General features: G+C 70.4%; 11 protein-coding genes and 1 pseudogene. 3 read left to right on the top strand and 9 right to left on the bottom strand.

Going from position 1 to position 12,332, the window contains the following annotated elements; genetic code table 11:
• The 6 genes and pseudogenes from ACQKIP_RS26110 to ACQKIP_RS26085 all read right to left on the bottom strand — a co-directional run.
• Nucleotides 1-523 (bottom strand): annotated as a pseudogene (locus ACQKIP_RS26110) (aminotransferase class I/II-fold pyridoxal phosphate-dependent enzyme); the annotation flags it as partial.
• Between the two features lie 172 nt (nucleotides 524-695).
• Complete coding sequence (locus tag ACQKIP_RS26105; protein ID WP_365864359.1) at nucleotides 696-2,372, bottom strand: right-handed parallel beta-helix repeat-containing protein; 1,677 nt, start codon at nucleotides 2,370-2,372, stop codon at nucleotides 696-698.
• A gap of 5 nt (nucleotides 2,373-2,377) precedes the next feature.
• Entirely contained in the window at nucleotides 2,378-3,340 is a 963-nt protein-coding gene (locus ACQKIP_RS26100; protein WP_365864356.1) for a UDP-glucuronic acid decarboxylase family protein, read from the bottom strand.
• Nucleotides 3,337-4,701 carry a UDP-glucose dehydrogenase family protein gene (locus ACQKIP_RS26095; protein ID WP_427744241.1) on the bottom strand — a complete coding sequence of 455 codons (1,365 nt, stop codon included), beginning with the start codon at nucleotides 4,699-4,701 and terminating at the stop codon, nucleotides 3,337-3,339. Before ACQKIP_RS26095 ends, ACQKIP_RS26100 begins: the two co-directional genes overlap by 4 nt.
• Nucleotides 4,702-4,726: 25 nt before the next feature.
• Complete coding sequence (gene galE, locus ACQKIP_RS26090; RefSeq protein ID WP_427744239.1) at nucleotides 4,727-5,791, bottom strand: UDP-glucose 4-epimerase GalE; 1,065 nt, start codon at nucleotides 5,789-5,791, stop codon at nucleotides 4,727-4,729.
• Nucleotides 5,792-5,797: 6 nt separating this feature from the next.
• Entirely contained in the window at nucleotides 5,798-7,627 is a 1,830-nt protein-coding gene (locus ACQKIP_RS26085) for a glycosyltransferase family 2 protein (RefSeq protein WP_365864350.1), read from the bottom strand.
• Nucleotides 7,628-7,751: 124 nt separating this feature from the next.
• Here ACQKIP_RS26085 and ACQKIP_RS26080 point away from each other — a divergent pair, with 124 nt between their 5' ends.
• Nucleotides 7,752-8,471 carry a TetR/AcrR family transcriptional regulator gene (locus ACQKIP_RS26080; RefSeq protein WP_365864348.1) on the top strand — a complete coding sequence of 240 codons (720 nt, stop codon included), beginning with the start codon at nucleotides 7,752-7,754 and terminating at the stop codon, nucleotides 8,469-8,471.
• 182 nt (nucleotides 8,472-8,653) lie between these two features.
• Nucleotides 8,654-9,019, top strand: a complete 366-nt coding sequence (locus tag ACQKIP_RS26075) for a cupin domain-containing protein (RefSeq protein ID WP_365864346.1) — start codon at nucleotides 8,654-8,656, stop codon at nucleotides 9,017-9,019.
• A 257-nt stretch (nucleotides 9,020-9,276) separates the two neighbouring features.
• Here the strand turns inward: ACQKIP_RS26075 and ACQKIP_RS26070 are convergent, their stop codons facing one another.
• Together ACQKIP_RS26070 and ACQKIP_RS26065 are read right to left on the bottom strand one after the other, a co-directional pair.
• Nucleotides 9,277-9,942 carry an alpha/beta fold hydrolase gene (locus ACQKIP_RS26070; RefSeq protein WP_365864344.1) on the bottom strand — a complete coding sequence of 222 codons (666 nt, stop codon included), beginning with the start codon at nucleotides 9,940-9,942 and terminating at the stop codon, nucleotides 9,277-9,279.
• Nucleotides 9,943-10,045: 103 nt separating this feature from the next.
• Nucleotides 10,046-10,621, bottom strand: a complete 576-nt coding sequence (locus ACQKIP_RS26065; RefSeq protein WP_365864342.1) for a CGNR zinc finger domain-containing protein — start codon at nucleotides 10,619-10,621, stop codon at nucleotides 10,046-10,048.
• Between the two features lie 103 nt (nucleotides 10,622-10,724).
• Between ACQKIP_RS26065 and ACQKIP_RS26060 the strand changes: the two genes are divergently transcribed.
• Complete coding sequence (locus ACQKIP_RS26060) at nucleotides 10,725-11,897, top strand: epoxide hydrolase family protein (RefSeq protein ID WP_365864340.1); 1,173 nt, start codon at nucleotides 10,725-10,727, stop codon at nucleotides 11,895-11,897.
• Between the two features lie 15 nt (nucleotides 11,898-11,912).
• Here ACQKIP_RS26060 and ACQKIP_RS26055 read toward each other — a convergent pair whose 3' ends face one another.
• Nucleotides 11,913-12,062 (bottom strand): hypothetical protein, encoded by a 150-nt coding sequence (locus ACQKIP_RS26055; RefSeq protein WP_365864338.1) that lies wholly within the window; start codon nucleotides 12,060-12,062, stop codon nucleotides 11,913-11,915.
• Nucleotides 12,063-12,332 lie beyond the last annotated feature (270 nt).

Here is a 12,332-nt window from a genome sequence, read left to right as displayed (position 1 = left end):
GTCCGGGGGTGAGCAGCCGGGCCAGGAGAGCCAGGACCAGTACGTCGCCCAGCGGGTAGGCGATGCTGATGGCACGCTGCGGCCAGGTCAGTCCCTCCACCTCGGTGAGCGGCTGGACGAGGTAGACCCAGACGGGCAGCGCGAGGCCGCCTGTGATGATCAGCGCGTCGAGGAGGCTCGGCAGGTCCCGTCCCGCCCAGCGGTAGCGGACCAGACCGAAGAGGCCGGCGGCGAGCAGCGGATACACCGCGAGGTAGAAGGCGTCGGCCGGAGAAGGGAAGGGGTTCTCCGCCTGGAAGTACTCCTCGACCACGTTGTAGTAGGTGTCGCCCGCGGCGAACGAGAACAGCCCGGCGGCGAGCACCCACCACGGCCAGCGGTGAGCGGGGCGGTGCACGCGCACGCCGACGACGATGGCTGCCACGCCGCCGAGACCGATGAGCGCCCACAGAGGGGCGCGCAAGCCGGGGATCGTCATGTAGACGGCGGTGAGGGCGGCGATCACGGCGACGTAGGCAGCCATGAGCCGCCGGGACCGTGATGGTGCGCGAGGGTGTGCCCGAAGCAATGGCAAAGCGCCTCCCTGCGTGGCAGGGACACCCGGCCGAGAATCACGCGTCAACCCGGGGTCTCGCTGTTTCGATCGTAAGCACGGGCGGTTCACGCTGCATCTTCGGCCGGCTGCGGTCGGGCTTTCAGTCGGGCTGGGGCAGCGCGGCCCCGACCGGCGGAGGTGTGCCGACCGGCCGGCCGAAGTAGTCGACGGATCCGGGGTCGGTGCCGAACAGCTTGCGCAGGTCCAGGCCCTTGTCCGCCAGGGCGTCGCAGTCCGGGGCGAGCAGGCGGGCGTCACGGGGGGAGGTGACGGACGGCAGTTGGCCTCCGGCGAAGCAGGGGGCGACGGCCAGGCCGGACGGCTTTCCGTTGACGCGTTCCTGGCCGGTGGCCGTGCGCCAGGTACCAAGACCGGTGTAGACGTGGTCGCCCCACTGAACGGCCCATTTCCCCTGCGGCGCGCGGTAGTTGTTGCCCTGCGCGATGACGTTCTCGGCCGTCAGGCCACCGTCCGCCAGGACCAGCGGGGAGCCGTCGGTGACGAAGTTGTTGTTGCGGACGCTGACGCCCGTCTGACCGTCCATCAGGCGCAGGGCCGGACCGCTCTTTCCGTTCTCCGGGGCCGTCATGACCACGGTGTTCTGGTAGATCTGCAGGTTCCGCACGTCGTGTCCGTAGACGGCGAGCCCTCCGAAGCGCGGCAGCTTGCGGCCGTCGTCGGCGGTGAGGTTGTAGCGGATCGTGTTGTCGGTGTGCGCACCGTTGGCCTTTCGCGTGTACGCGTAGAAGCCGGGGCCGTCGTTGTGGAACGCCAGGTTGTACTGGATGGTCGAGTCCGAGACGTTCTCGTCGAATCCGAACCCGGCGCCGTCCACCTCGGAGCCCGTGTGGTTGCGGTAGGCGGTGTTGTGCTCCAGGAGCACGTCCTTGGCGTCGTAGGCCCAGATGCCCACCGGGCCCGACGGCGCCCGGCCGGACGACGTGGATCCGTTGTCGTGGGCGCTGGAGTCGCGCACGGTGGCGTGGCGCACCGCGCCGAGGATGATGCCGTCGCCGGTGTGCCGGTCGTCTGCGTCGGGATCGCCGGTGTTGCGGTGGGCCTCGACGTCTGAGACGTCGACGTCCTCGTGTGCCCAGGCAGGCTGGGCGGGGTCGAACTGCGGGCCGTAGGTCAGCAGGCCGGCGTCCTTGTTGCCGTGCAGCTTTGCCTGACGGATCGTCACGTTCTTGAATCCGTTGCCCTTCTCGATGCCGCCGACGGCGATGCCCACCTGGAATCCGGTGACGGTGACGTCGGTGACGGACACCCCGTCCAGTTTTCCGCCGCCCGGACGGTCGGCGTAGAGGTTGATGCCGCCGTCGCGGGAGTAGGCGGCGCGGTCCCCGGTGATGTCGAGGTCGCGGATCTGCACGCCCGCGGTGTTGTGGACGGAGACGCCGGGCGATCCCTCGGCCTCGATCGTCGCCCGGCCCTCGCCGTAGGATCCGACCACCACGGGCCGCTCCGCGCTGCCCGCCTCGGTGCCGCCCAGGGTGATCGTGCCGGTGAACCGGGCACCGCCCTCCAGGAGCAGCCGGTCGCCCGGTCCGAGTGCCGAGCGTTCGGCCCGGGCCAGCGAGCGCCAGGCCTGGCCGGGCGAGGAACCGTTGTTCTCGTCGTCGCCCCGCGTGCTGACGTAGTACGTGCCGGCCTCGGTCCCGGGCACGTAGTGGGGGGTGGCCGCGCAGCCGCTCGCGCCGATCAGTGCGAGCGCGGCGACGAGGACACCGGGGGCGGTGCAGCGCCCTGCACGGGTTGTGGCGGCTTTCCTTCGCATGGGGATCAGGCCTCCACGGGCACCCGGGCGAGCGGCGGTCCGGTGGGCGCGGCGAACCAGGCCACCGTGCGGCGCAGGCCCTCGTCGAGGGAGACGCGGGGCATCCAGCCGAGCTGTTCCGCGGCCCGGCCGATCTCCGGGCGGCGGCGGGCGGGGTCGTCGACGGGCAGCGGCCGGTAGGCGATCGGGGAGGACGATCCGGTGATGCGCAGCACGAGTTCGGCGAGTTCGCGCACGGTGCGTTCGCTGGGGTTGCCCAGGTTCACCGGTCCGCTGCGGTCGCTGTCGAGCATCGCGATCAGGCCCCGGACGAGGTCGTCGACGTAGCAGAAACTGCGGGTCTGGCTGCCGTCGCCGTAGAGGGTCAGCGCCCTGCCCGCCAGGGCCTGGCGGACGAAGGTGGAGACCACACGTCCGTCGTGCGGCCGCATCCGCGGACCGTAGGTGTTGAAGATCCGTACGATGCCCACGTCGACGCCGTGGCATCGGCGGTAGGCCGTGGAGAGCGCCTCCGCGAACCGCTTGGCCTCGTCGTAGACGCTGCGCGGGCCGACCGGATTGACGTGGCCCCAGTATTCCTCGGGCTGCGGGTGGACCTCCGGGTCGCCGTAGACCTCGCTGGTGGAGGTGAGCAGGAAGCGGGCGCCGTGCCGCTGGGCCAGGCGCAGGGCGTTCTCGGTGCCCCGGCTGCCGACGGCCAGCGTCTGCAGAGCCAGGCGGTGGTAGTCCGGTGGTGATGCGGGGCTCGCGAGGTGGGCGACGGCGTCCCACCGGCCCGGCACGTCGAACGGCTCGGTCACGTCGGCGCGGACCAGGTGGAATCCGGGCGTGTCGCGCAGGTGGGCGACGTTGGCAGGTTCGCCGGTACAGTAGTTGTCCAGGCAGCAGACCGTGTCTCCCCGGCGCAGCAGGGCCTCGCACAGATGGGATCCCACGAAGCCGCTGCCACCGGTCACCACGACTCTCATGACGCACCTCCACTGACGGCGCCCGCCTTGACGGGTGCAGGACCGGCCGGAGCGAGCCGCGGACGGCCCGGGGCGTGCACCCGCCAGCCGGCCGCCGACCAGGAGGGCAGGTCGAGGCTGTTGCGGGCGTCCAGCAGGACGGGATCGTGCACGACCGCGGCCAGAGCGGACGGGTCGATGTCCCTGTACTCCGGCCAGTTGGTCAGGTGCAGGACCAGGTCGGCGTCCTCGCATGCTTTGTCGATGTCCAGGGCGTAGGACAGCTCGGGATGGACGGCGCGCGCGTTGTCGAGGGCTTGCGGGTCGTGCATGCGGACCGTGGCGCCTTGCTGGTGCAGGGCGGCCGCGACGGCCAGGGCGGGCGAGTCGCGGATGTCGTCGCTGCCGGGCTTGAACGCCGCACCGAGCACGGCGATGCTGCGTCCGGTGAACGAGCCGCCCAGGAGTTCGCGTGCCGCATCGACGGTGCGCGAGCGCTGCCGGGTGTTGATCCGGTCGACCTCTTGCAGGAACACCACCGCCTCACCGGCGCCGATCTCCTCGGCGCGGGCGGCGAAGGCCCGGATGTCCTTGGGGAAGCAGCTGCCGCCGAAGCCGAGCCCCGGTTCGAGAAAGCGCGGGCCGATGCGCGAGTCCGCGCCGATGGCCCTGGCCAGGCGCGACGCGTCGGCGCCTGCGGCGTCGCACACCTCGGCCATGGCATTGATGAAGGAGATCTTGGTGGCGAGGAAGGAGTTCGCCGCCACCTTGACCAGCTCCGCCGTCGCCGGGTCGGTGCTGAAGAAGGGCACCCCGGTGGCGATCATCGGCGCGTAGATGTTCCGCAGCACGGCTTCGGCGTGCCGCGAGGTCACGCCCACGACCAGGCGCTCGGGCCGCATGGTGTCCTGGACCGCGGATCCCTCGCGCAGGAACTCGGGGTTCCAGGCGACCTCCGTTTCCGGCGTCGTCCCGGCCAGGCGCTCGGCAAGGCGTGCCGCCGTGCCCACCGGAACCGTCGACTTGCCCACGATGAGGCTGCCGGGCAACAGATGCGGGGCCAGCCCGTCCACCACGGCGTCCACGTAGCGCAGGTCGGCGGCCTTGCTGTCGGGACGCTGCGGGGTGCCCACGCACAGGAAGTGCGTCTTGGCGAACGCGGCTCCCTCGGCCAGCGAGGTGGAAAAGCGCAGCCTGCCCGACGCGACGGTCCGGGCCAGGAGTTCGTCCAGTCCGCTCTCATGGATGGGCGCCCGGCCCGCCGCCAGGGAGGCGATCCGTTCGGCATCGATGTCGAGGCCGAGCACCTGGTGGCCGATGTCGGCCATGCACGCGGCGTGCACCGTTCCCACGTAACCGGTGCCGATCACTGTCATCCGCATGACGTCGCTCCTTACGGGTCGTGTCTCACGGCTTGTGCTGCTTGCTGTTGGTGCGCCGGCCGGGACCGGCGTAGCCATGGGGGTTGAGCTGCTGGAAGCGCCATGCGTCCCGGCACTTGTCGTGCAGGTCCCGGGTGGGCCGCCAGCCCCAGGCGCGCGCCACCGCGCTCGCGTCGGCGACGAGTTCGCTCACGTCGCCGGGGCGGCGCGGCATGATCTGGTAGGGGATGGCCCGGCCGCAGGCCGCGCCGAACGCGGATATGACATCGAGGACCGAACGTCCGGTGCCGGCACCGAGGTTGAACACCCTCAGGCCCTTCCCGTCGGCGAGGTGGTCCAGGGCGATGCGGTGGGCCTCGGCGGTGTCCATGACGTGGAGGTAGTCGCGGATCGCGGTGCCGTCGGGTGTGGCGTAGTCGTCACCGAACACGGGCAGCCGCTCACGCCGTCCGACGGCGACCTGCGCGACATAGGGCATCAGGTTGTCGGGGACGCCGCCCGGATCCTCGCCCAGAAGTCCGCTGGGGTGGGCCCCGACGGGGTTGAAGTAGCGCAGGGCGAGCACGGTGAACTCCGGTCGGCGGGCGCACACGTCGGCGAGGAGCTGCTCGCACATCCACTTGGACGCGGCGTACGGGTTGGTGGGCCGGGCGGGGGTCGACTCGTCGAGCGGCCCGCGTCCGGCGTCGCCGTAGATGGAACAGGAGGAGGAGAACACCAGCTGGTGCACGCCGTGTGCGCGCATCACCTGCAGCAGCGCGGTCGTGCCGCCGACGTTGGTGTCGTAGTACTCGATGGGCATCCGTGTCGACTCGCCCACGGCCTTGTGCGCGGCAAAGTGCACGACGGCGTCCACGGAGTGGCGGTCGAATACGGCCGACAGGGCGCGCCGATCACGGATGTCCAGCTCATAGACGGCGCCGACGAAACGGTCGGCGATCCGTTCCACCCGCGTAAAGACCTGCGGGGTGCTGTGGGAGTAGTCGTCGATCACGATCAGTTCGTAGCCGTGGTCGAGGAGTTCGACGCAGGTGTGGCTTCCGATGAAGCCCGCGCCGCCGGTGACGAGGATCGTGGAGGGTGCGCTCATGGCCCATCACCAATTCAGGACGGCGGCGGCATACGCCGGGTAGAAGACGAGGGCGGTGGCGGCCGGCAGTGCCGCCGCAAGGCCCAGGGTCAGCGGGAGCCGTGCGGCCGGCAGCGCACGGGCGAAAGAGACCTCCGCCGCCCGCGCCGCCTCCCGTACGTGGAGCAGGGGGACGGCCAGGGCGACGGCCGCGTAGGACGTGGCGGCGATCAGACAGAGGAAGACGTAACCGACCGACGGGCTCGTCAGCTCCCCCACCAGGGCGATGGAGGACAGCGCGGTGGCCAGGGCGACGAAGGGCAGGGTGAGGCGGGCGGGCAGCGGCCGTGGTCCGCCCGCGTCCTTGGGCGTGACCTTGAACGTCACGGGGCGGGGGCGCAGTTTCTGCCGGACGGCGCCGAGCATGCCCAGGATGACGAAAGGCCAGCGCGCGAGAGCGAACAGCCACGTCTCCCAGCTGAGCACCGGGGCCGTGCGGGGGCGCAGCATCCCGCGCCGGCGCATCAGCAACAGGGTGAGCAGCAGCCACAGCGGCATGGGCCACAGGTGGATCAGGAAGTCGAAGTAGTTCACGTTCATCCACGGCAGGCCGGTAAGCACGGCGATCGGCGGCAGCGTGAGTCCCGCGGTGATCATCAGGCCGAGCAGCGGGTAGTAGGCCAGGGCATAGGAGAAGCGCAGCCGCAGCACGAACGGCAGCCGGCGCAGATGGCAAGGCAGCAGGCCCAGGAGCATCGTGGTCAGGCTCCGCGACCACTGGTACTCCTGCGTGATCATGTCGGCGAAGGTGAGCGGCCCGTCCCCGTGCGCCTCGGCATCGATGGCGAACGCCCCGTGCCAGCCCGCCGAGTTGAGCAGATACGTGGTGGAGAAGTCCTCGGCGAGTTCGGGGCCCAGGCCGCCGATGTCCCGCAGCGCGCGGGTGCGCACGGCGTAGTGGGAGCCGATGCACATCGGCGCGAGCCCGTCGCTGTGCCCCAGCTGCACCGCGCCGTGCCACACGGCCTCGCGGTGCAGCCGCCCCCGCGCCGCCCAGGACACCGCGCCGTTGGCGTCGCACATGCTGGGCGCGGCCACGTAACCGATGGCGGGGTCGTCGAAGGGGCGGACCATCTCCGAGAGGTAGGTCGGCGCGGGTACGTGGTCGCAGTCCAGCTGCGCGACCACCTCGTAGCGCTGATAGCCCCAGTTGTCGTAGAAGTAGGCGAGATTGCCTTCCTTGCAGCGGGTGCGTCGCGGCCAGTCGCCGCGGTGGTACGGGATGACGCCGCGTCGGCAGGACATCCGCACCCGGTGCGCGCGGCACCAGGAGGTGATCTCCTCGGTCGGGTCCTCGTCGCACAGCCACACGTCATAGGCGTGCGGAAAATCCTGGGCCAGCATCGCTTCGAGTGTCTGCCGGGCGGTGGTCCACGGCTCGGAGGGGGCGCGGGTCACGGCGAAGGCGACCGGAATCGCGGGGACGGGAAGATCCGGGTCGATCCGGCGCAGGCGCAGGGCGGTGGCGAAGAAGTAGCAGGGCAGGCCGGTGAGGTAGAGCAGCAGGACGCTGTTGACGACCAGGCCCGCCCAGCCGACGCGGTGCTCGGGTTGCAGCCACCAGGACCAGAACCACAGGAAGCTCAGCGCCCAGCACGCGGCGATCACCATCAGGGCGGCCCGGTCGCGCCGCGGGAGCGCGGGCACGAACGTCGTCGGCCGCACGGTGCGCACCGGGTACGGATGGCCGAAGACGGGGCCGCCGGCGGTGACGCGGACGACGTTGCCGTCCGAGATACACGCCAGGTCGAGCTCCACCTGGGCCAGATCCGCCGGCATCGGCTTGCTGTGCGTCATGGCCTGACGCTCCTGAGGGGTCGAACGCTGTACGCTGACTATGTATGTTTACGTCGCATATGTACGACTTTGCACCCGATGTTTCGTGAGGTCAAGAGGAGCCGGAGAGGCAGAGGCGACCAACGTGAAGAAGAAGTCGGCGGCCACGCCGAAAGTCAAAGAAACGACCACGTCCCAAGGGCGGCGCGCCAGCGACCACGGGCGCTACGGACGCCTGAGCCGGGAGCGCGTCCTGGCCACGGCCATGGACATCGTCGACCGCGACGGACTCTCCGGCCTGAGCATGCGCAAGCTCGGCGCGGAACTGGGCGTGGAGGCGATGGCCCTCTACCGGTACGCGTCCAGCAAGGGGGACCTGCTCGACGGCCTGGTCGAGGCGTTCTGCCAGGAGCTGGAGAGCGACCTTGCGGCACAGCCGCACGCCGACGACTGGCAGCAAGAACTGCACCGCATCGCGCTGGCCACCTACGGCGTGGCCCTGCGCCACCCGCACATGGCCCCCCTGCTCGCCACCCGCCTGCTGTCCACCCCGCTGGCCCGCCGCCCCGCGGCCGTACTGCGCAGCGACGAGCGCATCCTGGCGCTGCTCCATGACGCCGGTCTGAGCGACCGCCGCACCGTACAGGTACACCGGGCGTTTACGGCATGGCTGCTTGGCTATCTCCTGGTCGAATTGCGGGCCATGGACGACGAGCCCGGCGAACCCGATCCGGCCTTCCGCCTCGGCCTGCACCGCATGCCCGCGCAGGAGTTCCCGCGACTGCGGGCCACCGCCATCTCGCTGGACAGCCAGGGCGGGCCCGGGCAACTGGCCGCGGGGATCGATGCGTTGCTCGGCCCATGAGAACTCCGGCCCGGGCGATCCCCGGCGCTGCCGGAAGCCCGGGTGGCATCCCGGGGCGGACAGGCAGACGATAAAAGGAAGGGGTCGGCCGGTGCGCGCGCCGACCGTAGATCCTCGACGGTGACAACTGCCTCCGCAACCGACTCCGGGACTGTTGGCCTGGGCAGAAGGAGGACATCGTCATGTTCGAGGTCAAGACGGTCGAAAAGCCCGACGAGCGGCGTGATTTCCCCCGGGGGCATCTCGGCGCCGTCCACCTGACGGGGCTGGACTTCGCGGTGGGCACCTTCGAGCCCGGCTGGCGCTGGTCCGAGTCGGTGGCTCCGCTCGCGGGGACCAAGAGCTGCGAGATCCACCACAACGGCTACGTCGTCGAGGGACGGATGCACATCCGCATGGACGACGGAGGCGAGGGCGAAGTCGGACCCGGCGATGTCTTCGTGCTCCCGCCCGGGCACGACGCCTGGGTCGTGGGCGACGAACCCGTCGTGCTGTACGACTTCGCGGGAGGCATGGCCCAGGACTACGCAAAGGCGGCCGATGGGTAGTCCAGTCTTCCTGTCGGTCCGTGCGGCACCTTGACCCCGACCTCGCGGGCCATCTGGCCCCCGCAGCACCGCAAACCCGCTGTTCACCGCCGCCAGGAAGGCATGAACGTACGGACAATCGGGCCCGCCCTGTGAGCCCGGCGCTTACCGTCCGTCAGGGCACGGCACAGCCCTGCTCCGCTCCCCCGCTGCGCGGGGCCAAGGGTGACCACCACCACGAGCATCAGCCTCCGGGGCCTGCCTCCCTCGTACGGCGGTCAGGCCCGGAGGTATCCCACCAGGAGCTCCGCCAGCTCCTGCGGTCGGCTCAGCGCGACGCAGTGTCCGCCGGCGATCTCATCGGGCGTGACACCCAGGCGTTTGCGCGCCAAGTCACGGAAGAACTCGGGCGGGAAGAAGCGGTCGTCCTTGCACACGACGAACTTCGTGGGAATGTCGGGCCAGGCCGTCAGCGGCCAGGGCTCGCCGCCCGCCCGGGAGCGTTCCTCCCGCTCCCTGCGCATCGCCTCCTCGGCCAGCTCGCGCGGCACGTCGCGGTAGAAGCTCTCGAAGGGGTCCTCGATGGCGGACAGGCCCGCGGCCTCCCTGGCCTGGATGCAGCCGGTCCTCTGCCACCAGTCGTCCGGCCGTTCGCCCGGTTCCGGGATCATCCCGGCCAGCAGGACCAGCGTCCCGGCCCGGAGCCGTTCGGCCACCAGCGGTGCGGTGAACGCGCCGTAGGAGTGACCGACGATGACGAGGTTCTGCCGCTCGCCGACGGCCTCGACCACGGCATCGGCGTAGTCGCCGAGCCCGGCGTCCGGACGGTCCGACGGCAGGTCCGGGGCGACGGTGTCATGCCCCCGCGCGCGCAGCTGGGCTTCCAGGAGGTGCCAGGACCAGCCGCTGTCGCCGCCGCCGTGAATGAGCACGAAAGTTGCCATGCCCTCTGTATACCTGGGGAGTTGCCCTCCTCCCCTGGTTTTGCGCTCAACGCGGCAGAGGGGTCCGGGGCGCGGGGCCCTCTTGGACGTACCGAGGCGACGATCACGACGACGGTCTGAGGTTCTTGCGCTGGTTGGCGTTGAAGCGCGCTTTCTTCTGGCGATTTCCGCACGTGTTCATGTCACACCATTTGCGGGTGCGGCTCTGGCTGGCGTCGAAGAAGGCGGCTTGGCAGGTCGGTGACGCGCACAGGGCCAGTTTTCCGTCGCGTTCGCCCGCGAGGATGCCGATCGCGTCGGCGGCGATCACGCTGAGGGCGTCTTCCACGCGGGAATCCGGGCTGAGCCGCCACTGCCTCTTGCCCCCGGGCGTCAGGATCGCCGCGGCTCTGCCCTGCAGGCTGCACTCATTGATGGCCTGGACAGCGGGTGCGGGGAGGGCGTCCTGGACCGCGGCCGCTGTCGCGGCTTCGTGAATGGACTCCCTCAGCTCCCGGGCGCGGTCGAGTTGCGCTGCGGTGCAGGAGTCCACGGCCAGGCCGTACACGGCCAGCCAGTCGACGAGTCGGTGCGGCACGGGAATGCGTTCCACGGGCTCGCCATGACGCTCCGACAGAGTCCCCGTGAAGCTGGTCGCCAGGACGGCACCGAGGCGGAAGTCAGGAAACGCGGCAGACATGGAACCAGCTTAGCCGGTTGCAGCGCCGCTCGGAGTACTGCTAGAACCGTCTTAGCCGGTTCGCGATAGGTCGCAGCCGGTTCCGCGACGGCCAGGAGGTGCCATGCCCCGCCCCACCAGCGACGTAGAAGCGTTTGAAGCCCGGGCAACCGATGCCGACCTCGACGAGCTGCGCGCACGACTGGCCGCGGCGCGCCTGCCGGAGGCCGAGACGGTCTCGCGCGCCGGGCCCGGACCGCGCCGGTGGGAGCAGGGCGTTCCGCTCGCCGACCTCGCCGACGTCGTGCACTACTGGCGCACCGGGTACAACTGGCGGCCGTTCGAAGAACGCCTCAATCGGATCGGCCAGTACCGCACGACCATCGATGGTCTGGGAATCCACTTTCTGCACCGCCGGTCCGCGCGCGCAGATGCCACTCCTCTGATCCTGACTCACGGCTGGCCGGACAGCATTGCCCGGTTCACCGACGCGGTGGACGAACTGGCAGATCCCAAAGACGCCGACGCGCCGGCGTTCCACGTCGTGGTTCCCTCGCTGCCGGGCTTTGGCTACAGCGACAAGCCGGCCACCACCGGGTGGGGAACCGAAAGGATCGCGGCCGCCTGGGTGGAACTGATGGGAAGGCTCGGGTACAGCAAGTTCCTGGCCCACGGCGGTGACTGGGGCGGCAATATCACCACCGTTCTCGGCGGCAGGTTCCCGGCGCATGTCCTCGGCATCCACACCACGTTCGCGGAGGGCCCGCCGGGGCTGACGACGGACGGGCTGACGGCGGTCGAGCGCGAGTGGGCCGAGGACACCCGCGACTTCTGGCGTCAACGCGCGGCGTACGCGAAGCAGCAGGCGACCCGGCCGCAGACCATCGGCTACGCCCTCGTCGACTCACCGGTGGGGCTTCTGGCCTGGATCCTCGACAAGTTCGCCGAGTGGTCGGACACCGAGGACAGCCCGTTCGAGACGATCTCCCGAGACCGCATTCTCGATGACGTCACCCTGTACTGGCTGACGCGCACCGGCGCATCCGCGGCCCGCATCTACTTTGAAAGCCACAACGCGCTGGACCCCGAACTCCGGGTCGACGTCCCCTCGGCGATCACCGCCTATCCCCGCGACGTCGAGAAGTGTCCGCGCCCCTGGGCGCAGGAGCGCTACCGGCAGATCGTCCGATGGAACGAGGCCGAAGCCGGCGGACACTTCCCGTCGCTGGAGGTTCCCGAATACTTCGTCAAAGACCTGCAAGAGGGACTCGCGGCCGTCCTGGCCGCCGACCGCTGAACACGGCTTCGCGCGTCAGGCGCCGTCGATGCGGTCGAGCAGCGCCCGGGCCTCGAGGGTGCGTCGGTGTTCCGGGCCGAAGGTGGCCAGGCAGGCGTCGCGGGCGGCGGTGGCCTCATGGCGGGCTTCGAAGCTGCGGTGCAGTCCCAGCAGGGCGTTGGCCACGGCCAGTTCGACGGCGCCGGTCTCCGGGCGGCTTTCTATGGCAATCGGTGGATGCGCGGCGGTAGTGGCATAGGGGCCGGGACGCTCGCATGTGTTCTATTCGCTGTCGACGCGGTTGCTGACCTGCTGCATCCTGGCCTCCTCCAAGTCCAGGATCTGCTGGGTGTCGTTGAGCGCACGCGAGCTGATCGTGCCGTCGGAGCGGGCCTTGAGCAGGGCCGTGCGCTGTGCGGCCGTGGCCGCCAGGCGCAGGTGCAGATACTCCAGGCG

Source organism: Streptomyces sp. NPDC059900 (genome assembly GCF_050270335.1).
GTDB lineage: Bacteria > Actinomycetota > Actinomycetes > Streptomycetales > Streptomycetaceae > Streptomyces.
This window is presented reverse-complemented; position numbering and strand designations above follow the sequence as displayed.